The organism is Hyphomonas sp. NPDC076881 (genome assembly GCF_050269995.1).
Classification (GTDB): domain Bacteria; phylum Pseudomonadota; class Alphaproteobacteria; order Caulobacterales; family Hyphomonadaceae; genus Hyphomonas.
Map to the genome: position 1 here is coordinate 16,617 of NZ_JBNNJJ010000018.1, position 24,340 is coordinate 40,956.

Annotated in this window: 22 protein-coding genes; 6 read left to right on the forward strand and 16 right to left on the reverse strand. The window is 64.1% G+C overall.

The window, feature by feature from the left end:
• The first annotated feature begins 187 nt into the window (after positions 1–187).
• Positions 188–1,387, forward strand: a complete 1,200-nt coding sequence (locus ACQKI2_RS16540; protein ID WP_427380728.1) for an acyl-CoA dehydrogenase family protein — start codon at positions 188–190, stop codon at positions 1,385–1,387.
• A gap of 76 nt (positions 1,388–1,463) precedes the next feature.
• Here ACQKI2_RS16540 and ACQKI2_RS16545 read toward each other — a convergent pair whose 3' ends face one another.
• The 4 genes from ACQKI2_RS16545 to ACQKI2_RS16560 are packed head-to-tail and all read right to left on the reverse strand — an operon-like array spanning position 1,464 to position 4,901.
• Positions 1,464–2,042, reverse strand: coding sequence for an ABC-type transport auxiliary lipoprotein family protein (locus ACQKI2_RS16545; protein ID WP_427380729.1), 579 nt, complete (start codon positions 2,040–2,042; stop codon positions 1,464–1,466).
• Positions 2,042–2,995: an MlaD family protein gene (locus ACQKI2_RS16550; RefSeq protein WP_427380730.1), complete on the reverse strand. Its 954-nt coding sequence runs from the start codon at positions 2,993–2,995 to the stop codon at positions 2,042–2,044. Before ACQKI2_RS16550 ends, ACQKI2_RS16545 begins: the two co-directional genes overlap by 1 nt.
• Before the next feature lie 14 nt (positions 2,996–3,009).
• Complete coding sequence (locus ACQKI2_RS16555; protein ID WP_427380731.1) at positions 3,010–3,777, reverse strand: ABC transporter ATP-binding protein; 768 nt, start codon at positions 3,775–3,777, stop codon at positions 3,010–3,012.
• Positions 3,774–4,901: an ABC transporter permease gene (locus ACQKI2_RS16560; RefSeq protein WP_427380732.1), complete on the reverse strand. Its 1,128-nt coding sequence runs from the start codon at positions 4,899–4,901 to the stop codon at positions 3,774–3,776. The genes ACQKI2_RS16555 and ACQKI2_RS16560 overlap by 4 nt, the downstream gene beginning before the upstream one ends.
• A gap of 88 nt (positions 4,902–4,989) precedes the next feature.
• Here ACQKI2_RS16560 and dgcA point away from each other — a divergent pair, with 88 nt between their 5' ends.
• Positions 4,990–5,973 carry an N-acetyl-D-Glu racemase DgcA gene (gene dgcA, locus ACQKI2_RS16565; protein WP_427380733.1) on the forward strand — a complete coding sequence of 328 codons (984 nt, stop codon included), beginning with the start codon at positions 4,990–4,992 and terminating at the stop codon, positions 5,971–5,973.
• 45 nt (positions 5,974–6,018) lie between these two features.
• On the opposite strand, the gene ACQKI2_RS16570 is transcribed toward dgcA, so the two are convergent.
• The 3 genes from ACQKI2_RS16570 to ACQKI2_RS16580 all read right to left on the reverse strand — a co-directional run bounded on the left by ACQKI2_RS16570 (position 6,019) and on the right by ACQKI2_RS16580 (position 8,345).
• Positions 6,019–6,939 carry an Hsp33 family molecular chaperone HslO gene (locus ACQKI2_RS16570; protein WP_427380734.1) on the reverse strand — a complete coding sequence of 307 codons (921 nt, stop codon included), beginning with the start codon at positions 6,937–6,939 and terminating at the stop codon, positions 6,019–6,021.
• Positions 6,940–7,029: 90 nt separating this feature from the next.
• On the reverse strand, positions 7,030–7,956 hold the full coding sequence (gene argF, locus ACQKI2_RS16575) for an ornithine carbamoyltransferase (protein ID WP_427380735.1): 927 nt from the start codon (positions 7,954–7,956) through the stop codon (positions 7,030–7,032).
• A 134-nt stretch (positions 7,957–8,090) separates the two neighbouring features.
• Entirely contained in the window at positions 8,091–8,345 is a 255-nt protein-coding gene (locus tag ACQKI2_RS16580; protein ID WP_035594066.1) for a GlsB/YeaQ/YmgE family stress response membrane protein, read from the reverse strand.
• A 426-nt stretch (positions 8,346–8,771) separates the two neighbouring features.
• Here ACQKI2_RS16580 and ACQKI2_RS16585 point away from each other — a divergent pair, with 426 nt between their 5' ends.
• Positions 8,772–9,068 (forward strand): hypothetical protein, encoded by a 297-nt coding sequence (locus tag ACQKI2_RS16585; RefSeq protein ID WP_427380736.1) that lies wholly within the window; start codon positions 8,772–8,774, stop codon positions 9,066–9,068.
• Positions 9,069–9,095: 27 nt separating this feature from the next.
• Here ACQKI2_RS16585 and ACQKI2_RS16590 read toward each other — a convergent pair whose 3' ends face one another.
• Positions 9,096–9,416 carry an antibiotic biosynthesis monooxygenase family protein gene (locus ACQKI2_RS16590; protein WP_427380737.1) on the reverse strand — a complete coding sequence of 107 codons (321 nt, stop codon included), beginning with the start codon at positions 9,414–9,416 and terminating at the stop codon, positions 9,096–9,098.
• Between the two features lie 163 nt (positions 9,417–9,579).
• Here ACQKI2_RS16590 and ACQKI2_RS16595 point away from each other — a divergent pair, with 163 nt between their 5' ends.
• Positions 9,580–10,794 (forward strand): saccharopine dehydrogenase family protein, encoded by a 1,215-nt coding sequence (locus tag ACQKI2_RS16595; RefSeq protein WP_427380738.1) that lies wholly within the window; start codon positions 9,580–9,582, stop codon positions 10,792–10,794.
• A gap of 197 nt (positions 10,795–10,991) precedes the next feature.
• A complete protein-coding gene (nspC, locus tag ACQKI2_RS16600) occupies positions 10,992–12,119 on the forward strand; it encodes a carboxynorspermidine decarboxylase (protein WP_427380739.1) in 1,128 nt (375 codons plus the stop codon).
• 400 nt (positions 12,120–12,519) lie between these two features.
• Here the strand turns inward: nspC and ACQKI2_RS16605 are convergent, their stop codons facing one another.
• Positions 12,520–13,362: a carbon-nitrogen hydrolase family protein gene (locus tag ACQKI2_RS16605; protein WP_427380740.1), complete on the reverse strand. Its 843-nt coding sequence runs from the start codon at positions 13,360–13,362 to the stop codon at positions 12,520–12,522.
• Between the two features lie 130 nt (positions 13,363–13,492).
• Between ACQKI2_RS16605 and ACQKI2_RS16610 the strand changes: the two genes are divergently transcribed.
• Positions 13,493–14,695 carry a lipase family protein gene (locus ACQKI2_RS16610; protein ID WP_427380741.1) on the forward strand — a complete coding sequence of 401 codons (1,203 nt, stop codon included), beginning with the start codon at positions 13,493–13,495 and terminating at the stop codon, positions 14,693–14,695.
• On the opposite strand, the gene ACQKI2_RS16615 is transcribed toward ACQKI2_RS16610, so the two are convergent.
• The 7 genes from ACQKI2_RS16615 to hisS all read right to left on the reverse strand — a co-directional run bounded on the left by ACQKI2_RS16615 (position 14,696) and on the right by hisS (position 24,027).
• The gene (locus tag ACQKI2_RS16615) at positions 14,696–17,326 is read right to left on the reverse strand and encodes an ATP-binding protein (RefSeq protein ID WP_427380742.1); all 2,631 of its coding nucleotides are present in this window, start codon (positions 17,324–17,326) and stop codon (positions 14,696–14,698) included.
• 248 nt (positions 17,327–17,574) lie between these two features.
• Complete coding sequence (locus tag ACQKI2_RS16620) at positions 17,575–18,123, reverse strand: AAA family ATPase (protein ID WP_427380743.1); 549 nt, start codon at positions 18,121–18,123, stop codon at positions 17,575–17,577.
• A 44-nt stretch (positions 18,124–18,167) separates the two neighbouring features.
• Positions 18,168–19,007: a thioesterase family protein gene (locus ACQKI2_RS16625; RefSeq protein WP_427380744.1), complete on the reverse strand. Its 840-nt coding sequence runs from the start codon at positions 19,005–19,007 to the stop codon at positions 18,168–18,170.
• A gap of 126 nt (positions 19,008–19,133) precedes the next feature.
• Positions 19,134–20,321 (reverse strand): aspartate aminotransferase family protein, encoded by a 1,188-nt coding sequence (locus ACQKI2_RS16630; RefSeq protein WP_427380745.1) that lies wholly within the window; start codon positions 20,319–20,321, stop codon positions 19,134–19,136.
• A 399-nt stretch (positions 20,322–20,720) separates the two neighbouring features.
• Positions 20,721–21,431: an ATP phosphoribosyltransferase gene (gene hisG / locus ACQKI2_RS16635; protein WP_427380746.1), complete on the reverse strand. Its 711-nt coding sequence runs from the start codon at positions 21,429–21,431 to the stop codon at positions 20,721–20,723.
• Entirely contained in the window at positions 21,428–22,549 is a 1,122-nt protein-coding gene (locus ACQKI2_RS16640) for an ATP phosphoribosyltransferase regulatory subunit (protein WP_427380747.1), read from the reverse strand. The genes hisG and ACQKI2_RS16640 overlap by 4 nt, the downstream gene beginning before the upstream one ends.
• Positions 22,546–24,027, reverse strand: coding sequence for a histidine--tRNA ligase (gene hisS, locus ACQKI2_RS16645; protein WP_427380749.1), 1,482 nt, complete (start codon positions 24,025–24,027; stop codon positions 22,546–22,548). Before hisS ends, ACQKI2_RS16640 begins: the two co-directional genes overlap by 4 nt.
• Between the last annotated feature and the right edge of the window lie 313 nt (positions 24,028–24,340).

Below are 24,340 nucleotides of genomic sequence, written 5' to 3' on the forward strand. Positions count from 1 at the left end.
CTTTTGGCGCCCCCGGCGGAATCGCCCCGGCGCGTGAATGTCATAGGACGACGCAATTCCGGATGGAATATGGCAACACGCTGGCAGCATCCGAACACGGCAAAAAAATCCGGGGACAGAGCCTTCCCGCCCTCCCCCACCCGATAATCCGAACAACAAACACAGACGATAACGAACGGAGTGCCCCATGGACTTCAATGATACCCCCGAAGAAGCCGCCTTCCGCAAGGAGGCCAACGACTTCCTCTCCAAGCATCTGGAGCTGAAGAACGGTGCCAAGCCACGCGCATCCGGCGAGTCCGCACTCGCCCGCGCAAAAGCCTGGCAGAAGACCAAGGCGGAGAACAAGTTCGCCCAGATCACCTGGCCCAAGGAATGGGGCGGGCGCGGCGGCACCTCAATGGAAGCCGTTATCTGGGGCCAGGAAGAGGCCAAGTATGACGCGCCGACCGGCCCGTTCGCCATTGGCCTGGGCATGTGCATCCCCACCGTGATCGCGTTCGGCTCTGACGAGCACAAGAAGAAATATGTCCAGAAAGCCCTCTTTGGTGAGGAAATCTGGTGCCAGCTCTTCTCCGAACCCTCTGCCGGTTCTGACGTGGCGGGCCTGAAGACCCGCGCGGTGAAGGATGGCGATCATTGGGTGATCAATGGCCAGAAGGTCTGGACCTCGGGCGCCCACTATTCCGACTACGGCATTCTGCTGGTCCGCACCGACCCCAAAGTGCCCAAGCACAAGGGCCTGACCATGTTCATCGTGAACATGAAACAGCCCGGCGTGGAAGTCCGCCCGATCCACCAGGCCTCCGGTGGCCGCGAATTCAACGAGGTGTATTTCACCGATGTGCGCATCCCGGACTCCGACCGTCTCGGCGAAGTCGGCGCGGGCTGGAAAGTGGCCCTCGTGACGCTGATGAACGAGCGCCTCGCCGTCGGCGGCTCGCCGGGCCCCGACTGGGGTGAGATCATGGCCTACGCCAAGACCGCCGGTACGATGGACGATCAGGCCTTCCGCGAGAAGCTGGCCGACTGGTACGTGGCCGCGCAAGGCTACAAGCTGACGAAGTTCCGCACGCAGACGGCCCTGTCCCGTGGCCAGACGCCCGGCCCGGAAAACTCGATCGGCAAGATCATCACCGCCAACCACCTGCAGGACATCTGCAACTCGGCCATCGAGATGCAGGACCATTACGGCATCATCACCGAAGCTGACCGGATGCCGGCTGATGCGATCTTCCAGCAGAGCTTCATGTGGGCGCCGGGCCTGCGGATTGCCGGGGGCACCGACGAGATCCTGAAGAACATCATCGCCGAGCGCGTGCTGGGCCTGCCCCAGGATGTGCGCGTCGACAAGGATCTGGCCTTCGACGAGATGAAGTCCGGCTGATCGGCCACCGCTTCAGAAAACAGAAACGCCGGCCGCGTCAGACGGGGCCGGCGTTTTCTTTTCCGGGGAAGGTTTCTCAGGGCTGGCGGGTGGCGTCGGCAATGAAGGCCGCCGCTTCCCGCGTGCAGGCGCGGCCAGCTTCCACCAGTGCTTCGGCGCGCGCCGCATCGGTGCGGCCCCGCGCATTGGCGGAGGTGGCAATCGAGGTCTGGCGGAAGACGCTGCGTTCCTTGCCGCGAAGGATCGTGCCTTCAAGGCGGCAGCGGGCCGTATCTCCCTTCAGGGTGAAATCGGAAATGCGCCACGAGAATTCGAAATCGGTGAAGGCGCCCGCCTGCGCCGGAAGGGCCACATTGGCGCCCTCCCCGCTCAACAGGTCAAGCAGGGCTTCCTGCATCAGGCTGGTGGCGCGGTCCGTCCACTGAACAGAACGCACATAGCGCATGGCGCCAGTATCATCTTCGGCGGCGATGGCGCGGCCAGCCAGCAGGCGGGAGGCTTCCGGCTCGCGCACGGTGACGGAGCCGGCCAGCTCATAGGCCGGATCAAGCGGGCCCAGCCGGTAGAGGGCATCTGCCGGATCACGCTGCGGGATGACGCTTGCGCAAGCGCCGAGCGACAGCGCGGCAGTGGCCAGGATCAGGGGGCGGAACATCAGCGTTTCTCCTCATAGGGCACAGCTTCACCGACCAGCAGCGACTGGGGATTGCTTTCCAGCTCCCTCAGGAAGCGGTCAAACCGGTTGAGCATGATGCGCAGCTCCTTGCTGGCAACACCGGCATTCTGGAAGGTCTCGGCGGCGGGGCCTTCGATGACGGCGGTGGCGGCGGCGACGGCCTCTGCGCTGCGGTCAAGTGTGCCGCTGGCCGATTTGGCGACGGTACGCAGATCAGCGACGAGGATTCTGAGATCTTCGGCAGCGGCCGCCAGGCTGGTATCGGCCGATTCGCCAAACTCCTGGAACTCGACCGACGCCTTCTCGAAGGCGACAGCCGCGCGGGAGACATCATCCACAGCGGCGGTGGCCTTGTCGATCAGGCCATCTTCGGCGGCGAGCTTTCCGGTGGCGATTTCGATATTCTTCAGCGTGGCATTGACCGAGGCGATGTTCTCGTCAGTCAGCATCTTGTTGATGTTGTCGAAGGTGAGGTTGGCGCGGCCAAGCGCCTGCGCGCCGCCGGCGACGATCTGGTCGACCAGCGTACGCTCTGACCGGATGACGGGCACAGGTTCGCCCGCGCGCGCTTCAAGCGGGCGGCCCGTGCCGGCGGTGATCTGAATGAAGGTCGTGCCGGTGATGCCGGCCAGCTGGATCGACGCGCTGGAATCTTCGCGTACCGGCGTTTCGCGCGAAACCCGCACCCGGGCGCGCACTTTGGAGGAGTCGCCCCGGTCTACCCGGACGGTTGCAACCTCACCCACCTTGATGCCGATATAGCGCACGGCGGCCCCCTCCTCCAGCGAGACCGGCCCATCGAACACGATGTCATAGGCTTTGTAGTCGCGGCTGAATTCCGACTGGCCGAGCCAGAGAACAAAGCCCGCGACCAGCGCGGCGGCGAGGATCACCAGACCGCCAATCAATGCATAGTTTGCCCGGGTTTCCATGGGTCCAAACGCTCCTAATAGCCTGCCGAGGCCGCACGTCCGCGCGGCCCGCCAAAGTATTGCTGTATCCAGGGGTGATCGACGCGCCGCAGCTCGTCCATCGTGCCGACGGCCAGCACGCGCTTCTCGCCGATCACCGCGATCCGGTCACAGACGGCGTGCAGCGTGTCGAGATCGTGGGTGACGAGGAAGACGGTGAGGCCAAGCGCCTGCTGCAGATCGCGGATCAGCTTGTCAAAGGCTGCCGCCGTGATGGGGTCAAGGCCGGCGGTCGGCTCGTCCAGGAACAGAAGTTCCGGATCAAGCGCCAGGGCGCGGGCAAGCGCAGCACGCTTGCGCATGCCGCCGGAAAGGTCTGCGGGGTATTTGTCCCCGGTGCTGGGGGAAAGGCCCGCCATCTGGATTTTCATATCGGCAAGCTGCACGCGCAGGGCCGGATTGAGATCGGTATGCTCGCGCATCGGCACCATGACGTTTTCCCGCACGGTGAGGTTCGAGAACAGGGCCCCATCCTGGAACATGATGCCCCAGCGGCGCTCCAGCGTGGTACGCTCCTCCCGGCTCAACATCCCGAGTTGCTCGCCGAAAACTTCGACGGTGCCGGATTCAGGCTGTTTCAGCCCTACGATTGCCCGGAGCGTGACCGATTTACCGCCCCCGGACGGACCGATGATGCCGATGACTTCACCGCGCGGAATGTCGAGATCAAAACCATCCAGCACGACATTGCGGCCATAGGCGACTTTCATGTCGCGGATCTTGATGACGGGTTCGGCGCTCATATGCCCATCTCCATGTAGAAGATGGCAAACAGCGCATCGATGACGATGATGGCGAAGATGGCCTGAACCACCGATGTGGTGGTCGCCTTACCGAGCGACTGGACCGAACCGCCCACCTGCAAGCCCTGGCGGCAGGCGATCAGCGCCACGACGAGACCAAACACCGGGGATTTCGACATGCCGACCCAGAACTGGTCGAGCGTCACGGCGGCCCGCATCTGCTCCAGGAACACCGCTGGTGCGATATCCAGCGTGCTCCAGCAGACGGCCATGCCGCCGGCGATGCCGGAGACGGTGGCCACGAAAGTCAGCACCGGCGTCATCACCAACATGGCGATGACCCGCGGCGCGACGATGACATCCATCGGCTTGAGACCCAGCGTCTGCATCGCGTCGATTTCCTGACGCATCTTCATCGAGCCGATCTGGGCGGTGAAAGATGAGTTCGTGCGGCCCGCCAGCACGATGCCCGTTAGCACCACGCCGAATTCGCGCAGAACGGCAAAGCCAATCAGCTGGACAGTGAAAACCTCCAGCCCGAAATCGCTGAGCAGCGTCGCGCCGATAAAGGCGATGACGAGGCCGACGAAGAAGGAGAGGAAGGCGATGATCGGCATCGCATTGAGGCCGGCCTCTTCCATCACCGAAACGATGGATGTCCAGCGCAGCTTCCAGGGCTGGGTGGCGAGGCGGGCGACCGTGACGAGGGTTTCGCCAAGGAAAGCCAGGCTGGCCTGCGTTTCCTTTACGAAATCAACGCTGCCCTTGCCCGTCCGCTCCAGCAGGGCGAGAAGGCCGGTATCGCGCCTCTCAGGCGGCGGGGCCGGCTCGGCATGCGCGTGAACCTGTTCGAGCAGGCTCTCCACGGAAGGATGCTCGCCCAGGATACGGGGCGGCCAGGCAGCGCCCTTTTCGCGCAGGGTGCGGTCAATCAGATACGCGCCGGAGGTGTCGAGGCGCCCCAGCGCGGATACATCGAGACATTCCGGGACATCTCCGGACACCGCGTGCAACAGGGCATCCAGCTGGTTGATCGTCGCCACCGTCCAGTCTCCGCTGAGGCGGAGGACGCGGCCTTCATCGCTCTCTTCAAGCGTGAAGCTGGGGGCGGTAGAGTTCAGCATTCTTCTGGTCCTGACTGACCTCCATAGCAAAACATGCTTAAGGACGGCGTGTGCCAAACCAAGACAATTCGTCTGTGAGGATTAACCCATGGGTCATTTCCGGCTTGAAGCTGCTCATATTTCCACCCCTCTGAACGCGGCTTTCGCGATTTCCCGCGGCGCCAAGACGAGCGCCGAAACCGTGCGCGTGCGCCTCACGGATGGGGATAACTCCGGACGGGGGGAAAGCGTTCCCTATGGCCGGTATGGGGAGACGGTAGACTCTGTCCTGGGGGAGATCGAAGCGGCGCGAGCAGAGATCGAGGCCGGGATCAGCCTTGAGGCGCTGCAGAGCCTGATGAAGCCGGGCGCAGCGCGCTGCGCGGTGGACTGCGCGCTGTGGGATCTGGAAGCGAAGAAGACGGGCAAGCCAGTCTGGCAGCTCGCAGGGCTGCCACGCCCCAGACCGGTGGAGACCGCGATGACAATTACCCTGGACGCGCCCGCCGCCATGGCGAACGCCGCACGCGCGGCGCCGGGCCGGTTGCTGAAGCTGAAACTTGGCGGGGCGGGCGACATTGCCCGGCTGCAGGCGGTGCATGAGGCACGGCCCGAGGCGCGCCTGATCGCCGACGCCAATGAAGGCCTCTCCCCTGCCGACCTGCCGGCGCTGGTGAAGGCAGCGGCGGGCCTCGGCGTGGTGCTGCTCGAGCAGCCCCTGCCCGCCGGCCAGGACGAAGCACTGCTGAAGCGGCCAGGCGCGGTGGCCCTCTGCGCCGATGAGAGCGCCCATACCCGTGCCGACATCCAGATCCTCGCCCGCTGCTATGACGCGGTGAATATCAAGCTCGACAAGGCGGGCGGGCTGACCGAGGCGATGGCCATGGCGCGCGCCGCGCGCGGGGCGGGCATGGGCGTGATGGTGGGCTGTATGGTGGCGGGTTCCCTATCGATGGCGCCGGCGGTGCTGCTGGCGCAGCTGGCAGATGCGGCAGATCTGGACGGGCCGCTCTGGTTGGCGGGCGATATTGAAGGGGGTCTGACGTATACGGACGGTGTTGTGGCGCCGCCGGGGGCGGCGCTCTGGGGTTGAGCGGAACGCGGCGGCAGGCCGGATCCGGCGAACCGCCCCTCCCCGTCAGTTGGCCGGGCCGGTGACGCTTTCGATGGGCAGCACATAGTGGCGGTTGCAGAACTGGCAGTCGATGGCGAGGGTGCCATCGGGCTCAACCAGATCACGCAGCGACTCTTCGGGCATGCCGCGCAGCGTGTGCAGAAGGCGCTCCTCATTACAGGTGCAACGATCATCGACTGCGCGGCTGTCTTCCAGGCGCACGCCCTGTTCATGGAACAGCCGGAAGAGAAGATCCGTCATCGGAAGGCCGGGGTCTGACAGTTCGGCAGGTGTCAGCGTGGAGAACAGGGCCTCTGCTTCACGCCAGGCTTCCTGCGTGTCGCCCCGGGTCTCGTCGCCGGCGATGCGCTGGATCATCATGCCGCCGCAGATCCAGTCGCCGCCTTCGGTAGGCTCAACCGACAGCCGGATACGCGAGGGCACCTGCTCGGACATGCTGTAATAATCCTCCGCACACTGGGCAAGCGTGCCTTTGTTGAGCGGAACGATGCCCTGATAGGGCTGCAGGTTGGGATTGTCCTGCAGCAGGATCAGGCCAAGCCGGCCGGCGCGCCCGAAAAGCTGGGGCATATGCGGCGGCTTGCCCTTGTTGAGGCGGTCAAGATTTGCCCAAGCCTCTTCATCATAGCGGGCATAGCCGCGCACGCCGCCATTGGTGGTATATTCTCCCACAAGCATCCGCACCGGGCCATCGCCTTCGGCCTGAACCAGGATGCGCCCGTCAAACTTCAGCGACGAGCCGACAAGGGCCGCCAGCGCGACCGCCTCGCCCAAGATGCGGGCGAGGTTTTCCGGGTAATCATGCCGGGCCAGGATCGGGGTGAGGCTGCCCGCGCCCATGCGCACGGCGCGCCCGCGGATGGGGCGGTCCTCAATCTGGAAACTGGCAGTGAAATCACCGGTCTGGAAGGCAGGCAGGGTCATGGAGCATATCCCGTTCGGGGCAATGGGGCGTTCAAGGCGCCCCATGTGGCAGCGAGGGGCCCTTATCGCAAGGGGGCGCCCTGCCCTGGCCTATTTCCCGAGGCACCAGCGCAGGATGGCTTTCTGGGCGTGGAGGCGGTTTTCGGCTTCGTCGAAGACGAGGCTGGCCGGGCCGTCGATGACTTCGGCGTCGACTTCCTCGCCCCGGTGCGCCGGCAGGCAGTGGAGGAATTTCGCCCCGCCGCCAGCGAGCGCCATCAACTCCTCGGTGACCGCATAGGGCTCAAGGATCTGCAGGCGGCGTTCGGCGTCGGTATCCCCCATCGAGACGAAAGTGTCAGCAATCACCACATCGGCGCCGGCGACGGCTTCCTCGGCGGTCTCGAAAAGGTCGATCCGGCCCTGAAGCTCGGCCGCGATCTCCAGATCGTCTTCATCCGGAGCAAAACGTTTCGGCGTGCCGATGGCGAGGGAAAAGCCGAATTTCGGCGCCGCATGTATGAAACTGGCGCAGACATTGTTGCCGTCCCCCACCCAGGCGATGCGCGCGCCCTGCAGGGTGAGCCCGTGTTCTTCCAGGGTCAGCAGGTCTGCCATGATCTGGCACGGATGGGAGCGGTCTGTGAGGCCATTGATGACCGGGACGGAGGCCGCCTCGGCGAAGACCTCGACATCGGTATGATCATTGGCGCGGATCATCACCGCATCGACATAGCGGGAGAGCACCTTGGCGGTGTCGTCGATCGTTTCGCCGCGGCCGAGTTGCATGTCAGACGAGGTGGCCGTGATCGAGGAGCCACCCAACTGGCGCATGGCCATATCAAAGGAGAAGCGGGTGCGTGTGGACGATTTCTCGAAGATCATCGCCAGCGTGTGGCCCTCCAGCGGCGCGCCGGCGTCGACCTTGCCTTTCGGCCAGCCCACGCGGGCTTTCTTCATGCGGTGGGCCTCATCGAGGATCGCGCGGAGTTCGGCGCGCTCAATGGGCCAGAGATCAAGGAAATGGCGGATCGTCATGGGCGCTGCCCCCGCAAAAGAAAGGGCGCCGCATAGCGTGTTTTTCGAAGGATCGCCAGTGTTTGTTGGTGAAATCAGCGGCGGCACCTACCCGCCCGGCAGCGCGGGCGGGCAGAAGGCAAGCTGGCGCACGGTCAGGCCCGCTTAATCACGCGGACGACCAGGAGCAGGATCACCGCGCCTATCGTGGCATGGAGGATGGCCCCCAGAATGCCGGCGCCCAGGCTGACCCCGATGGCGGGAAAGACATAGCCGGCAATGAACGCGCCGAGGATGCCGACAACGATATTGCCGATAAGCCCAAAACCGAAGCCTTTGACGATTAGCCCGGCGAGCCAGCCGGCGACTGCGCCGATCAGCAGAAATATCAGAATACTTTCTAGCGTCATTCTGGGTCTCCTTCCCGTTATGCAGGCCCGGTTTGCGGCGGCCGGTTGGCCCGCCTGCCTGCCAGGCAGTCTTTGGGCTGCCCTTACGGAAAGGATAGGCCTGATCCGGCCCCGTCGGGAAGCAAAAATTCGCCTCTGACGAGTGTGCCCTTCTGATCACACTTACAGATATTTCAATCGAAAACTGCAAAATTGCGGGAACGTTCCCTATATTTGTCTCTTTAGCCTGGTCAGCACACGGCCCGAAACCAGAGGAAATTCAAACATGAAAGAAGCTCGTTTTACATTGTCTTTGCTACGCATTCTCAAATTCCGCATGGTGCGATTGCAAGGCTGATTGCAATGACTAATCCCTATTTCCGCAACACATCGATTATAAATCTTAAGTGGAATTTCCTTCGGCAAAATTGCCGAGCGTTTCCCACTGTGGCTGATTGCGCCGAGCATTGTGTGCCGAGCCTGCGCGCCTGCGCCCGGCTGTTCAGCGGGTCGCTGAGTGAGGGGGACAGCCTGGTTGAGGAATTCCTGCAGGAATTGCTGTCCCTTCCGGTTACGCAGGAGACGCTGCGCACACCCAGGGGGCTGACGGCCACCTTCGAGACCTTCCTCCGGGGCCGGTTTGGCGCCCAATCCCGGCGCCTTCTCCTCTCCGCACCGCCCGAGCGGACGGCCGATGTCTGGATGACGATTGACGAGTTTCTGAACGCGCTTTCGCGCCTCTAGAGGCTCTTTCGCCCCCTACCCCCACCCTCAGAAGCCATAGGCCCGCTCCACCTTGGCGACGCGGATCGTGTAGGCCGAATAGAAGGCTTCGCGGCCGCGTTTCTGGGCGGCGATATGGTCGGCCTGACGTTTCCAGGCGCGGATAGCGTCTTCGCTCTCCCAATAGGAGACGGTGATTTCCAGCCCGCCCTCGCCTTGCGCGGACTCGTAGCCCAGAAAGCCGGGCATTGTGCGGGCCAGGGCCACCATCGCTTCAGCGGTTTCGGCATATTCCCCCTCCTCCCGGCCGGAGAAGATGGCGGTGAAGATGACGGCCCAATAGGGCGCCTCGGGTGTTGTGGCGATCATGGCGGTGTCCCCCTCACTCTGGCCCCTTCACAGGGCTGTCATTGTGGCACGTCATAGGCGGGCCTATCTAGCCCTCTTCCCGCGCCCCGCCAGCTAGCGTCCGGCGGCAAAGTGCCCTAAGGGAGGCGCACAGTTTCAACCCTTTCCGGGAGTTAGCCCAGATATGGACAGAGTTCTCATCATCGGCGCCGGCGCGGCCGGTTCGGTCGTCGCCAAGAAATGCGCGATGGACCGCGATACGTTCAAGCACATCACCCTGGCCTCGCGCCGCATCGAGAGCTGCGAGAAGGTCGCGAAGGATTGCGTGACGCCGATCGAGATTGCGCAGGTGGACGCCGATGACGTGGCCGCCACGGTGGCGCTGATCCGGAAGGTGAAGCCGGACCTCGTGATCAACATGGCCCTGCCCTATCAGGATCTGCCGATCATGGATGCCTGCCTTGAGGCGGGCACGAACTATCTCGACACGGCCAATTACGAACCCCGTGAAGTGGCAAAGTTCGAATATTCCTGGCAGTGGGCCTATCAGGACAAGTTCAAGGCAGCAGGCCTCACCGCCATTCTCGGCTGCGGGTTTGATCCCGGCGTCTCCAACATCTGGTGCGCCTATGCGCAGGAGCACCTGTTCGATGAGATCGAGTATATCGACATCGTGGACTGCAATGCCGGCGACCATGGCAAGACCTTTGCCACCAACTTCAACCCGGAGATCAACCTCCGTGAAGTGACGCAGGACGGCAAATACTGGAAGAATGGTGAGTGGATCGAAATCCCGGCCCTCAGCATCAAGACGATGGTGGACTATCCGGAAGTCGGCCCGCGCGCCTCTTACCTCATCTATCATGAGGAAGAAGAAAGCCTCGTGAAAAACATCAAGGGCCTGAAGCAGATCCGCTTCTGGATGACCTTTGGCGATGCTTACATCAAACACCTCGAAGTGTTCAAATCGATTGGCCTGATCAGCCTGGAGCCGATCAAGCACAAGGGCATGGACATCATTCCGATGGAGTTCCTGCGCGACCTGCTGCCGCCGCCATCCTCCCTTGCCGAAGGCTATTCGGGCAAGACGAGCATCGGCGTGATCATCCGTGGCAAGAAGGATGGCGAGAAGATCGCCAAGATGCTCTACAACGTCTGCGACCATGCCGAGACCAATAAGGAAGTCGGCGCGCAGGCGGTGAGCTACACCACCGGCGTGCCCCCGGTTTCCGGCGCGGCGATGTTCTTCCGCGGCATCTGGAAAGGCCCCGGCGTGTTCAACGTCGAGGAGTTCCCCTCTGCGCCTTTCCTCGAAGACGTGGCCAAACGCGGCCTGCCGACGACGATCATCGACATCAAGCCGGGCGACCAGGACCCACTGTTCGAGGTTGTGACCTGACCGCGAAGCCCCTCACCTCCCATCGCTGCGCGATGGGCCTGCTCGGGCCGTTTGCATTGCAAACGCTCTCCCTCGCAGCCTCTCCCGGAGGGAGAGGGGTTTCACCACGCCATCTCAAACGCAACATTACCCCTCTCCCGCTTGCGGGAGAGGAGGGACCCGCGCCCGAAGGGCGTGGGAGGTGAGGGCCTTCTGACATGACCGACATCCAAACCCCCTGCTTCGTCCTCGATACCGCCCGTCTCCGGAAGAATCTCGAAACGGCAAAGCGCGTGCGCGAGGAGGCTGGGTGCAAGATCCTGCTCGCGACGAAATCCTTCGCCATGCCTGCCGCCTTCCCTCTGATGAAGGATTATCTCGATGGCACGACGGCCAGCGGCGAGCATGAAGCGATCATGGGGGCAGAGGAGTTCGGCAAGGAAGTCCATGTCTATTCGCCCGCCTATACGGAAGATGAAGTCCGCCGTCTGACAAAGGTGGCCCAGCACATCTATTTCAATTCGGCTGAGCAGCTTGGCAGGTTTGGCGACATTGCGCGCGACGCCGGCGCGCATATCGGCCTGCGGGTGAACCCCGGCTATTCCAATGCCACGCTGGGCGGCGACCTCTACAACCCCACCGCCCCCACGAGCCGCTTTGGCGAAGTCCCGTCAAAGCTGGCGCAGGTGAACTGGAGCGGCGTCGATATTTTCCACGTCCATGCCCTCTGCGAGAGCCTTCATGAAGGCTCGGTTGGCCTGATCGAGGCGGTGTCTGAAAAGTTTGCGCCTTACCTGGAACAGGTTTCGGCGGTGAATTTCGGCGGCGGGCATTTCCTCAACAAGCCGGGCTATGATGTCGACGCGCTGATTGCCGCCATCCTGAAATTCAAGGCGCGGTTTGGCATCGAGGTGATCCTTGAGCCGGGCGCGGGCCTCGTGGTGAACACCGGCGAATTGCACTCGACCGTGCTCGCCTTGCACTGGAACGAGATGGACCTGGCGATCCTAGATGCCTCCGCCTCGACCCACATGCCGGACGTTCTGGAAGTGCCCTACCGCCCGGACGTGATCGGCGCGGGCCAGCCGGGACAATATCCGCACACATACCGTTTCGGCGGCAAGACCTGCATGACCGGCGATGTGATCGGCGATTATTCCTTCGAAAAGGCACTGGAACCAGGCGACCAGATCATCTTCACCGACCAGATGCATTACAGCTTCGTCAAGACGAACACCTTCAACGGCACCCCGCTCGCCAACCTCGCCATCCGCTGGGAAGACGGGCGCGTGGAACCGATTTCCGACTTTGGTTATGGCGAGTTCCGCCGGCGGCTGGGGCGGTGAGACTGCGGCCAGCCATCTGGCTCATTGTCTGGACGACCGCCTTATCGGCAGCCCAACTTGCGGCCTACCTTCTAGGACGGGGTATCGGGGATTTTGCGTTCCTTGCCTTTGCAGTCTCCCTGCCGATCATAGCAAATCTTGCCGCGCGGTCTCAAACTTCATGGCTGATGCGCGCGCTGTGGTCGGCCGGAGGAACAGCCGCTGCCTACGCGCTGCTCGCAGCCTTCACGCTCTGGGTCCGGGGTGAATTTCTCGGCCTTACGGAGCCTTATGGCCAGAGTGCTCTGTTTGGGATGGTCTGGATCGTAATATTCGGCATCTGCATTATGCTGGCACTGCTCATAACCGTACTCTGGCAGATATTCTGCCGCAAAAACTGATCCTGCCGGGGGAGCAGGCATCAAAAACCAAACGTCTTCAGGCTGAAGGTTTGCTCATTGCTGAGCGCCGGGATCCGCCCGCGCGCCCTGGTAACCTCTGCGAGGTCAATCTCCGCCATCACGATCCCCGGCTCCGTGGCGCTGCCCTCGGCAAGCACCTCGCCCCAGGGCGAGACGATCAGCGAATGGCCGAAGGTTTCGCGGCCGTCTTCATGCTTGCCCGCCTGAGCCGGCCCAATGACGAAGCACCCCGTCTCGATAGCGCGGGCGCGCACCAGGACATGCCAGTGAGCTTCACCGGTAACCTTCGTGAAGGCGGCGGGGATGGCGAGGATCTCGGCGCCCGCCTTGGCCAGCGCACGATGGAGATGCGGAAAGCGGACATCATAGCAGATGGTGAGGCCGATCTTTCCGGCGGGTGTTTGTGCGAGCGCGGCGGTTTCGCCAGGGCGATAGGCGCGGCTCTCGCGGTAATTCTGGCCGTCACCAACCTCGACATCGAACATATGGATCTTGTCATAGCGGGCGATGACGCCGCCCTCCGGGCCGATGAGGAACGAGCGGTTGGCGAAACGGTCGTCCGCGCCATCTTCCAGCGCAATCGCCAATGAGCCGATGAGCAGCGTGATGCCCAGCTCTGCGGCGAGGACGCGAAAGGCCGGCAGGCTTTCGTCCTCCGTCTCCGTGCGCACTTTCGGCCGGGCCATGCCGGGGCGAATATCCAGAAGGTTTGTCATCTCCGGCGTGGCAATGAAGCGCGCGCCCTGCCCGGCGGCCTGCCGGATGAGGGCAGTGGCAGCGGCGAGGTTTGCGGCAGGCTCGGTGCCCGAGCGCATCTGGATACAGGCGGCGGTGAGTTTCATGGCCAGCAGACTAGCGCGCCAGAAGCCTTGCCGCCAGCGCCCCTGGCGCCAAAGCGGCGCTGGCGAGGCGCAGCGGCTTCTGGTAGTTTGCAGGCAGGCTGCACAGGGTGGAGCCTTTAGGGGACAGGCGATGCCCGGCTGGGTGAAACTCGCGCGCATGGTGGTCGGGGGGCTGATCCTCCTTGTCCTGTTGTTTGTGCTCGGTGTGTGGCTCTGGTCCTACCCGCCCGCGCCGGGCAAGTTCTTCAAGGCGGACGTGGCGGCTGCCACCGGGCCGGGGCATCTGCTGAAATCTGAGCCTTACAAGCGCGGGGTGCCCAAAGGCGCGGTTGCGCGCCGCATTCTTTACACCACGACCCTCAGCGGAGGCGCGCCGGCAACGGCCAGCGCCCTCGTGATGTGGAAGCCGCAGGAAGACATCGCATCGCCCCGGCGGGTGATCCTCTGGGCGCATGGCACGCTGGGCGCAGCGCCCGGCTGTGGCGCCTCGATGCAGGCAAACCCCTTTGCCGATGTGCCTGCCCTCAGCGCGCTGCTGGAGGAAGGCTGGATCTATGTGGCTAGCGACTATGCCGGGCTGACGACGCAAGGCCCCCACCCCTATCTTATTGGCGAGGGGGAAGCACGCTCCGTTCTGGATGCGGCGCGGGCAGCGCATGACCTCTCAGAGCTGACCCTGTCGCTGGAAACCGTGATCTGGGGCCACTCTCAGGGCGGACATGCCGCGCTCTGGAGCGGCATCCTGGCCCGCAGCTATGCGCCAGAGCTTCAGGTGAAGGGGATTGCAGCGCTTGCTCCGGCTACGGACCTTCCGGCCATCGTGGCAGAAACGGAGGCAACCCCGGTGGGCCGGATATTCTCGTCCTTTGCGGCGCGCGCCTATGCCGACACGTATCCTGACCTCTATTTCAGCGGCATCGTGCGCCCAGAGGCGCGCTGGCAAGCCAAGGAGATTGCAAAACGCTGTTTTGCCGATGCGCGTGTCCTTGTACCACTACTGCTGGCGGAGAAATTCACCGAAGGCACCATCTTCCGGGGCGGCGAGACGGGCACAAGTTTCCGCCGCAAACTGGCCGAGAACGTACCCAGCCGGACACTCGGCGCGCCGGTGCTGATCCTGCAAGGCCGACGCGATGATGTGGTGAGCGCCAAGATGCAGGCAGGCTATGCGCGTGAGCGCTGCGCAGCGGGGGAAACCATCGACTATCAGCTGTTCGACACGCTGGACCATGCGTCCATCGTGGCGCCGGATGCGCCAACCGGACCGATCCTGGTCAAATGGACCCGGGCCCGGTTTGACGGAACGCCCGCGCCGAAGGTCTGCCCCAGATGATCATCCGCTTCCGAGCAGCCAGGGATCATTCTGCACCCGCAGCATGACGGCCATCCGGTTCTGGGCGTTCAGCTTGGAGAGGACCGATGAGACATGATGCTCCACCTTGCGCGGGGAGCGGCCAAGTTCTTCGGAAATCTCGCGGTTGGAACACCCCCTGACGATCAGGCGCAGCACATCCTGCTCGCGGCGGGTAAGGCCGAGGGGATGATCGCGGGCCGCGCTGTAGGTGCCCCGGCGGGGCCGCGGCAGACCGCGGGTGACGCCAAGCTCGGCTGCGCGCCGCCGGGCGAAGGCCGCGCCTGCCTCCGCGCCCATGGCCTGAAGATCATGCACCGCCTGGCCAAGCAGGTCCACATCATCACTCTGCAGACGGACGATCGCTGCAGCATAGGGCATACCCAGCGCCCGCCAGGCTTCTGATGCCTGTTCAATCTTCCCGGCCAGCTCAAGCTGGAAAGGTTCGGGCAGTGTTTCGGGGCTGAGGCCGGGCACCTGCCGGCCAAGGCGCCGCGCCCAGACGGCCCGCTCCCCGATATTCCAGGGATGGCGGTCTCCATCGGCGAGCGTGAACAGCGCGTCGAGATGCTCCCCCGCAAGGCCGGGATTGCCGGAAAGCCAGGCATGTTCGATCAGGGTCAGGCGCGCGGGCACGATATGTTGCAACTCATCGGTCGCCATCGCATCGGCATAGGCCTGTTCCATCAGGCGGGGCGCCTCGGGCGCAGCCAGGCGCATGGCAGCCCGCGCCTGAACCAACAGCGCCGGCAGGCGAACAACAAGGGTCAGCCGCTCACGATCAGTGACGGAAGCGGCCATCGTGACGGCGTCTTTCAGCCGCCCCTGCTCCATCCGCAAAAGCGCCAGGCGGCCCGAGAGGTAAAGCGTCCAGGCGTCGAGATCGTGATCGATGTCAAATGTGATGCCGTCGGCGATCACCCTTTCGGCCAGTTCGAACTTGCGGAACTCGACGGCATATTCGGCAAGGTTTGTGTAGGCCCGGGCCGCGTGTTCATGCAGGTTGTTGGCGAGCGATATGTCGAGGCTCTCCTGCAGCAGCGCCTCACCCTCCCTCCGTCCCCGGAAGGCCAGCGCTGTGCCGATATTGTTGAGAGCGTGGGCGCGCAGATCGGGCCGGGGGAAATCTGCTTCCAGCGCCAGGGCGCGCTCGCCCCAATAGACCGCGTCTTCCATCTGATCGTTCAGCATGTGCAGCTGAGACCGCAGGGAATAGGCCATCGCCTGCTCGGCGGAAGGCGGAATGCTTTCCAGAACGTGGATCGCCTGATCTGCCAGGCGCGCGGCCTCCAGCGCCTCGCCGCGATACCAGTGCATCCGCGAGAGCCAGCGAAGGTTCTCGCCGACCTTGTCCTGCCGGCCGAGCACGCGCCAGAGCGTGATCGCATGGCGGCGGGCGTCGAGCACATCCTCATCAATCGGCGTGGCAAGCGCGCTTTCATAGGCCCAGCGTTCATGCAACAGCGCGGCTGTTTCGGGGTCTGCCTCTTCGACAAAGCGAAGCGCCGTACCCAGATGGGCAGCCGCTTCGCGGTGGGCGCCGCTGGCGGCGGCCCGCTCTGCCGCTTCGGGCGCAATCGCGAGCACAGCCGCCCCATCCAGCGCGCCGGCCGCATGGTGTACCATCTGGTCCAGCGGTGCCTCGGCCCCCTGGGCGCGTAGGGCTTCCAGTATACGGACATGATGGCTGCGCCGGACCTTGGCGGGAATACGCTCCAGCGTGGCAGTGCGCGCGATCTCGTGCCGGAACCGGATATCACCGGCGGTGGAGGCCTGAAGAATGCCGCTGGCGGTCAGGTCTGCGGCGAGTGTCACGGCCTCCTCGCCGCCAAGCCGCAGCAGCAGCGCCGGCGGAACGGCGGCGGGAATGACGCTGATCAGTTCCAGCAACTCGCGCGCGCCGCCGGAGAGCTGTCCCTGGCGGACGGTAACGGCTTCGCGGATGGAGCCGGGCAGATTGTCGGCAGCGCCCTGCCCGGCCGCCAGCATCTCCGTCACCAGGAAGGGGTTTCCGGACGTCTTCTGATAGAGCCAGTCTCCCGGCAGGCCCGCTTTGCGCGCCATGGCGCTGACGGCTTTTGGCGAGAGGCGGCTCAAGGGAACAGCCTCGCGCACGGCGGGAGGCAACTCCTCCAGCACCTGCGTCAGAGGATGTTGCGCGCCGGTTTCATCATCCCGGTAGGTCAGCACCAGGACCAGCGGCAGGAAGGCAACCCGGCGGCCGAGATAGCGCAGCAGGTCCAGCGTGGCATGATCAGCCCAGTGCATATCTTCCCAGACCATCAGGATCGGGCTGTTGGATCGGCTGATCGTGTCCAGGATCGCGGCGAAGAGGTGCTGGCGGTCGCCATTTTCCAGCAAGGCACGGACCTTTGGCCCCAGCATCTCCGCCATATCACTCACCGGGCCGAGAGGGCGGGGCGTGTAAAGCGCGTCACATCCGCCTGCGGCCGCGCGCCAGCCACGGGGCAGGCGGTCAAACAGGCCGTGGATCAACGAGGTTTTGCCGATACCGGCCTCCCCACAGACCAGCGCCACACTCCCCTGCCCCCGGCTCGCCGCCGCAATCAGGGCGTCCAGCCGTTCGAAATCCCGTTCCCGCTCTACCAGCACTACAGACCGCTCCCCTTCCAGCCCGCTCTCCCCAAAGCCAGCCAGAAGATGAGCTTAACCGGGGCCCGCGCACATGAAAGCTGAAATTGGAGTAGGGCCCGCCGAAATTTAGGTATCTGCACGGACGCGAGCAGCGCTCAGATTTGCTAACCGGACAGCAGCAAGTGTGGGGGGACCGCACGTGCGCATTTGCAAGGGACAGGCTATGCTCTCTCAGCCTGTCCCTTTTCTTTAAGTAAAAACAAGGATTAGGCGCCGATTTTGGCGCGCACGAAATCTCCCCGCTCAGGAACAGAGGCGCGCGGAAGCTCGACCAGGTTGTATCCCAGCTCCGTATACACACGTCGCATCGTCTCACAGGTGCGCCGGGCGGTATCAAAGTCCTGCCGGCGCTCGGTATCACTGTGAAAGATCTCCTCCCAGGGCGGCGCAAGAAAGACGAGCGAATTGTACCGGTGGGTTTCGGCGGCTTGCCGGATATGCGCGGGCACCTCCAGTCCTTCCAGCGTCAGATAGCCCGCAACATCCGGCACGCCCCGGTCAAACAGGATGGGGCCGGGCAGCATGGCCGCCGCGCTCAAGGAACGCAGCTCCCAGCCCAGCATCAGCTCAGCAAACAGCGCGCGGTCTTCCCAGGGCAGCGCGCGGCCGCCAATGGCCATCTGGGAACGGATGATCCCCCGCCCCGCCTCGGGCATGACAGCGATCCCCTGCCCGGCCAGATGCTCCATCAGCGTCGTCTTGCCCGCGCCGGGGCCACCGGTGAGGATGAAGCAGTGTCTGTGGTCCTGGCGCATGGGAGGGGTTCCTGAAACGCCCCCGCAGGCGCCGCCTGCAGGGGTTACTGACCTGCACGCGGCAGGCACATCAGTTGCGACGTACCGGTAGCCAGAAGATACCCGTCTGCGTCCCGGATTTCTCCATCTGTTGCCATAAGGCCTGCCCCGGCAATCGGGGCGCGGACACGCATGTGAAGCCAGTCGGCATGGCAGGTCAGGCGATGGAAACGGTAGTGATAGTCAATGTTCGGCGCGACCCAGGGCGATGGATCGTCCTCCGGATGCGCCGGATACTGGGCAAGCCAGCCGAACGTGTCGAGCAGAAGCAGGACACGCGCGGCATCAATGAAGGCGTTCTCGACCTTTGCCATGGGTGTGAAACGATAGAAGCCAGTCAGCTCCGGATCGCGGGGGCCGTCGCCAGAGCGGGGCATGCCCCGGATGGGGCGCTGGTCAAACCGCCGGAAGAAGGGCGGCGTGTTCTGTTCCGGATCAAGCACGTCATGCGCCAGAAGGGTGTCGGGGGCCGGCAACCCCTCCAGACGGGTGGTGTCATGGACAAGACCGGGCATGCTGTCAGGCATCGTCCAGACCGAGCACGTGAGCAGGCTCTTGCCCTCCTGCCTGAGATCAACCCGCAAAAGCTCGCTGCGCCGTCCTGCCCGCAGGCTTTCCACATGCAGCTCTGCCTCCGCGAACTTGCCGGGGCGCAGGAAGTGGCACGTCATGCTGACAGGCCGGGGAAAGGCGCTCGCCTCGCCGGCCGCGCGCAGGGCAAGGGCAGAAATATATCCGCCCGCTGGCCCCCACAGAGACCAATCCTCCCGAAGCGGCGCGGTCCAGACAGTCTCGCACCCTCTTTCAAGCCGGGTGGCCTGCTCGAAATCGTCTACTCGGCTCATGGTGCCTTGTTCCCCCGGTTGCTTCTGTTTGATGCAGACAGTAGCAACCGGAAAGAGAAAGGGACAGCCACCCCAAGGTAGCCGCCCCTTCAAACTTCATGACCCGTTATTGCAGGAAGCGGGCGCCTACAGCGCCCATTCGGTCAGGGCAGCGTCGATCATGCTGACGGCGTCGCGGACCTGGGCGTCGTCGATGATCAGCGGCGGGGCGAGGCGCAGGACATTATTCCCGGCCACGCCGGCCAGCAGGCCTTCTTCCCGGCAGAGGGTCTGCAGGTTTTTCGGGTCCGCCTTGAGGCGCAGGCCGGTCAGCAGGCCCTTGCCGGTGACCGCTTCAACCTTGTCGGGATGGCTGTCGGCAAGGCTTTTCAGGCCCTGAGCCAGCGAGCCGGAAACGCGGCGGACATTGGCCAGGAATTCCTCATTCGAGATGATGTCCCACACGGCATTGCCGACCGCCATGGCCAGCGGGTTGCCGCCATAGGTCGAACCATGGCTGCCAGGCTGCATCGGTTCGGCCACCGCCTCGGTCATCAGGCAGGCGCCGAACGGGAAGCCCCCGCCGATGCCCTTGGCCGCCGCCAGAATGTCAGGCTCCACGCCATTGACCCACTGATAGGCCCAGAGCTTGCCGGTGCGGCCCATGCCGCACTGCACTTCGTCGAAGATCAGCAGGATGCCCTGCTCATCACACAGCTTACGCATAGCCAGCAGCTCTTCTTCGGGCACGGCGCGCACGCCGCCCTCCCCCTGCACCGGCTCGATCAGGATGGCCGCCGCCGTCGGCGCCGAGGCGGCCGCCTTCAGCGCGTCAGTGTCGCCCCATTCCAGATGCACAAAGCCCGGCAGTTTCGGGCCGAAGCCTTCCAGGTATTTCGGGTTGCCGCCCGCATTGATCGCCCCAATGGAGCGGCCATGGAAGGCGCCGGTGAAGGTGATGATGTCGATCCGGTCCGGGTTCCCGGCAGCCCAGTGATACTTGCGCGCCGACTTGATGGCGCACTCGATCGCCTCGGTGCCCGAATTGGTGAAGAACACCCGGTCAGCAAAGGTATCGCGGCAGATCTTGTCGGCCAGTTCCTCCTGCCCCTTGATCCGGAACATGTTGGAGGTGTGCCAGAGCTTGCCGGCCTGATCGCGCAGGGCCTCGATCATGGCCGGATGGGCATGGCCCAGCGCGTTGACCGCGATGCCCGCGATGAAATCGAGATAACGTCGCCCGTCCTCGGTGAACATATAGGCGCCTTCGCCCTGCACGAACACTTCCTCCGGCGGGCGGTAAACGGAAAGGATGTGCTGGCGGGGATCTTCCATCTTGGTCTCCTTTGACGCGGCGATGATCCGAGGGGGGGCTGGTTAAGGCGCCACGCATGGGGCGCGGCGATGGGCAAGTCAACACAGCGGGAAGGATTACAGCGATTTAATCGAAAAACGATAATATCGCTTGACGTTTATCGATAAGTGCATATTGTTATTCATGAAGCCGGGACCGGCGGCGCGGTGACGACGCCCCTCGACTCCCCCTGAACCATCGCGGTTGCTGGTCCCGGTCTTCTCCTGAAATCGTGAAAACTGCCCCGGAAATGAAAAAGAGGCGTAGCTCCGTCCCCGGTCGCTACGCCCCTCCACCGTTTGCAGCGTTTCCTCCCAGAAACTTGCCTACCCATACGGCAACGTTTTCGGGGATGTGTCAAGAATGTGTCCAAAAAAAATTTAAAGAGGGCGTTTTGTCCCTGTGCCCGGCTGACGCATAAGGGATTGTACGATAGTGTTCGCCTCCTCGCTCCACGGGGCCCGGATTGAGCGCGTGAGCGAGGCCTGACTTTTCAGGATCACCCCATCATCGAGCACCTTGAGACCATTGGCCCGCAATGTGGCGCCAGTGGTTGTGATGTCGACGATGACGTCGGCGGTCCCGGTGGCCGGGGCGGCCTCCGTCGCGCCCGCGCTTTCGACGAGGCGGTATTCGCCGACCGACTTCTGGGCGAAGTATCGCCGGGTGATGCGCAGATATTTGGTGGCGACCCGCAGGCGGCGGTGATGCGCCTTGCGGAAGGCCGCGCCGGCGGCTTCCAGGTCGGCCATCGTGTCAACATCGAACCAGGCCTGGGGCACGGCGACCACAACATCGGCCCCGCCAAAGCCAAGGCGCTTGAGCACTTCGAAATCCACCGGGCCATCCGGTGACAGATCATGCAGCAGGTCTTCCCCGGTTACGCCCAGATGCAGGCTGCCTTCGATCAGGCCCTGCGCTATCTCGCTGGCCGAGAGAAGGCGCACTTCGGCATCAATGCCTTCTATCTCTGCCGTATACCCCCGCTCGCCGCCAATCTGGCGGACGGTGTGGCCAATGCTGGCCAGCCAATCTTCGGTCTGTTCCTTGAGGCGCCCCTTGGAAGGGACAGCGATTGTGATCCGGCTCATGCTCCGGCCCTCCGCACACGCACCATACGGTCTGGCCGCACCACGCCGCCGATCCCGGTTGCCGATACCTTGCCGCCGGAAAGCCCCGTCAGCAGGCCGTCATACCGTCCGCCTGCGGCGACCGGTTGGGTGAGTTCCAGGCCGGGCGCGAGGATTTCAAACACAAAGCCATCATAATAGGTGAACCGGCGGCCAAAGCCAGTGCGGAAGCGCGCGGTCTGGGCGGCAGCCGGCACCCGCGCGAGGATCGCGTCAGCCCGTGCCTTGAGCGCCGCAATGGCGCCGGGCGCAGCGCCAAGCCCATGGGTCCCGGCGAGCGCGGAAAGCGTACCTGCCGCCTCGCCAAGCGGGCAATCGACCTCGCGCAGGGCAAGCAGCACATCGCGCGCAGCCTGGCTGAGACCGCCTGCTTCAATGGCCGCGCAGCGGGCCTTCAGGCCCTCGACAATCTCGGCGAGGCTTCGCCCCCCGGCCATCGGAATATTCCGCTCAGAGAGCAGATTGCCAAGCGCCGTGACGGGATCTTCCGCGCTCAGAACCGCCGCCACCTCAGGCTCCAGCGGGCGGGAGGCCGCGTCCAGCACTGCGCGCACGCCGCCCTCCTGCCGGAAGGCGCGCTTCAGCAGGTCTGCCGTCACGCCGGGCAGGCCGAGCGCATCAATGAAGGCCGGAAAGATCGCCAGATCGCCCATGATCACGCCGGAAGGCGCCACGCCGCAGGCTTCCACCGCGCGGTGGATCAGCGCGAAGAGTTCTGCATCGGCTTCAGCGCTCGCCTCATGACCGAAGCGTTCGAGGCCCACCTGGGTAAATTCCAGCTGGTCGTCCGGCGCAACGGGTATGCGGAAGGCGCGCGCGGCATAGGTATAGGTCTTCGCCCCGCCCTCGCCCGCTCCGCGCCGGTCCGCTTCACGCTGCGCCACAGGCAGTGTCAGGTCCGGCCGCATCGCCATTTCGGCGCCGCGATAATCCTGAAACACGCAGAGCCGCGCGCGCACGGCTTCGCCGGAAAGCTCCAGCGGAATGTCCGCTGGCAGAACATAATCAGGATCAATCGGCGTGCCGCCAGCCGTCTCCACGACGGCGCGGGCAACCGCCACCAGGGCGTCGTGTTTCATGCCTGAGCCTCGACGATACGGCGGACAGCCTCGACCATTTCGGCGCGCGGCACTTCGATCTGGCCGGGGCGCGCTTCGCGATATTCCTCATTGGAGGAAATCGCCTTGGCCTTCTGCGCGCCGATTTCCAGATCCTTGATGGTAACCGTGCCCTTCTCGATCTCGTCAGTGCCGACGATCACGACAGCGGGTGAAGACCGCCGGTCAGCATATTTCATCTGCGGGCGCATGCCGGAGGCGCCCATATAGGCTTCCGCCCGGATGCCGCCCCGGCGCAGCTCTGCAGCAAGGCCGAGAGCAATGCCCGGATTATCCTTGTCCAGATTGAGCACGACCACCGGACCATCAAGCTTTCCAGTTTCGCCGAGGATGGCGAGGGCCGCCGCCAGCCGCGAGATGCCGATGGAAAAGCCGGTGGCGGGCACGGTCTCGCCCGTAAAGCGCGCGACGAGATCATCATACCGCCCGCCGCCCCCGATGGAGCCGATGCGGTATTTCTTGCCGTCTTCGCCGCTCACTTCACGCAGCAGCTCTGCCTCGAACACCGGGCCCGTATAATATTCCAGCCCTCTGACCACGGATGGATCGATCTTTACATCGTCTTCCGGCGCGCCGAGCGCTTCGAGCGCCAGCGCGATGGCTTCCAACTCCCCCAGGCCCGCCTTGCCCTCTTCCGTGCCACCAGCCGCCTTGGCGAGGTTGGCGAGCGTCATGGCGCGGGTCTCAGCCCCCGCCTCGGCAAAGGCGAGCACGCGCCTCACTTCCTCTGCCCCGAGCCCGGCCCCTTTGGTGAAATCCCCGCTTTCGTCCTTGCGGCCTGCGCCAAGGAGGTCTGCGACGCCCGAAGCGCCAAGACGGTCGAGCTTGTCGAGCGCGCGCAAGATGGCGAGGCGGGTGTCAGCAGAGGTCGCGCCCACCCCGTCCAGCACACCGTTCAGCAGCCGCCGCGTATTGACGCGGATGACGAACTCGCCGGGCTTCATGCCCAGCGCGCGGAGCGCTTCGGCGCCCATGGCGATCATCTCGGCATCGGCATGCAGGCCGGGCGCGCCGACGGTATCGGCATCGCACTGCCAGAATTCGCGGAACCGTCCCGGCCCCGGCTTCTCATTGCGCCAGACCGGCCCGGCAGCATACCGGCGGAACGGGCGGCCAAGCCCCTGCCCCTGCTCTGCCACGAAACGGGCGAGCGGCGCGGTCAGATCGTAGCGCAGCGCCATCCACTGCTCGTCATCATCCTGCAGGGAGAAAACGCCGGCATTGGGACGGTCAGAATCAGGCAGGAACTTGCCGAGCGCATCAGCATATTCGAAAGCGCCGGTATCAAGCGCTTCAAAGCCCCATTGGCGGTAAACCCCGGTCACCGTCTCCACGAGCTTTGCCTGGGCATGAATCAGGGCCTCGCGCTTGTCGGGAAAGCCGCGCGGCTTGCGGGCGAGATCCTTGCCAGAGAGAGGTTGGGTGTCCTTGGTGCTCATGGGGTCTTCAGATCCTGTTTGCCGGCTGGCCCCGCATTAAACGCAGGCAGCCCGATTGGGAAGGCGGCACAAAGGCCCCTGAGGCGCGCCCGTTCCGGCCTGCCGCATCTGGTCTGGTTCTCGGGGGGAGGAACACGTTTCAGAGGCGCAGCCGGACCGGTTCGCGCCTCAGCGGCGCGTCATGCGTGATGATGGGGGTGGTGCATGCCTGTGTTCATTGCCGGGGCCGATACGCAGCCAGGTAAGAAAAGTCAACAATATCGCCAGATTTCGTGGCTTGTCTTTGCGGCAGCTTCTGCGAAACCACACACTC

Excerpts from the sequence above, each read along its gene's own strand:
- ACQKI2_RS16540 (WP_427380728.1), top strand. The coding sequence starts at position 188 with ATGGACTTCAATGATACCCCCGAAGAAGCCGCCTTCCGCAAGGAGGCC.
- ACQKI2_RS16545 (WP_427380729.1), bottom strand. The coding sequence starts at position 2,042 with ATGTTCCGCCCCCTGATCCTGGCCACTGCCGCGCTGTCGCTCGGCGCT.
- ACQKI2_RS16550 (WP_427380730.1), bottom strand. The coding sequence starts at position 2,995 with ATGGAAACCCGGGCAAACTATGCATTGATTGGCGGTCTGGTGATCCTC.
- ACQKI2_RS16555 (WP_427380731.1), bottom strand. The coding sequence starts at position 3,777 with ATGAGCGCCGAACCCGTCATCAAGATCCGCGACATGAAAGTCGCCTAT.
- ACQKI2_RS16560 (WP_427380732.1), bottom strand. The coding sequence starts at position 4,901 with ATGCTGAACTCTACCGCCCCCAGCTTCACGCTTGAAGAGAGCGATGAA.
- dgcA (WP_427380733.1), top strand. The coding sequence starts at position 4,990 with ATGGGTCATTTCCGGCTTGAAGCTGCTCATATTTCCACCCCTCTGAAC.
- ACQKI2_RS16570 (WP_427380734.1), bottom strand. The coding sequence starts at position 6,939 with ATGACCCTGCCTGCCTTCCAGACCGGTGATTTCACTGCCAGTTTCCAG.
- argF (WP_427380735.1), bottom strand. The coding sequence starts at position 7,956 with ATGACGATCCGCCATTTCCTTGATCTCTGGCCCATTGAGCGCGCCGAA.
- ACQKI2_RS16580 (WP_035594066.1), bottom strand. The coding sequence starts at position 8,345 with ATGACGCTAGAAAGTATTCTGATATTTCTGCTGATCGGCGCAGTCGCC.
- ACQKI2_RS16590 (WP_427380737.1), bottom strand. The coding sequence starts at position 9,416 with ATGATCGCCACAACACCCGAGGCGCCCTATTGGGCCGTCATCTTCACC.
- ACQKI2_RS16595 (WP_427380738.1), top strand. The coding sequence starts at position 9,580 with ATGGACAGAGTTCTCATCATCGGCGCCGGCGCGGCCGGTTCGGTCGTC.
- nspC (WP_427380739.1), top strand. The coding sequence starts at position 10,992 with ATGACCGACATCCAAACCCCCTGCTTCGTCCTCGATACCGCCCGTCTC.
- ACQKI2_RS16605 (WP_427380740.1), bottom strand. The coding sequence starts at position 13,362 with ATGAAACTCACCGCCGCCTGTATCCAGATGCGCTCGGGCACCGAGCCT.
- ACQKI2_RS16610 (WP_427380741.1), top strand. The coding sequence starts at position 13,493 with ATGCCCGGCTGGGTGAAACTCGCGCGCATGGTGGTCGGGGGGCTGATC.
- ACQKI2_RS16620 (WP_427380743.1), bottom strand. The coding sequence starts at position 18,123 with ATGCGCCAGGACCACAGACACTGCTTCATCCTCACCGGTGGCCCCGGC.
- ACQKI2_RS16625 (WP_427380744.1), bottom strand. The coding sequence starts at position 19,007 with ATGAGCCGAGTAGACGATTTCGAGCAGGCCACCCGGCTTGAAAGAGGG.
- ACQKI2_RS16630 (WP_427380745.1), bottom strand. The coding sequence starts at position 20,321 with ATGGAAGATCCCCGCCAGCACATCCTTTCCGTTTACCGCCCGCCGGAG.
- hisG (WP_427380746.1), bottom strand. The coding sequence starts at position 21,431 with ATGAGCCGGATCACAATCGCTGTCCCTTCCAAGGGGCGCCTCAAGGAA.
- ACQKI2_RS16640 (WP_427380747.1), bottom strand. The coding sequence starts at position 22,549 with ATGAAACACGACGCCCTGGTGGCGGTTGCCCGCGCCGTCGTGGAGACG.
- hisS (WP_427380749.1), bottom strand. The coding sequence starts at position 24,027 with ATGAGCACCAAGGACACCCAACCTCTCTCTGGCAAGGATCTCGCCCGC.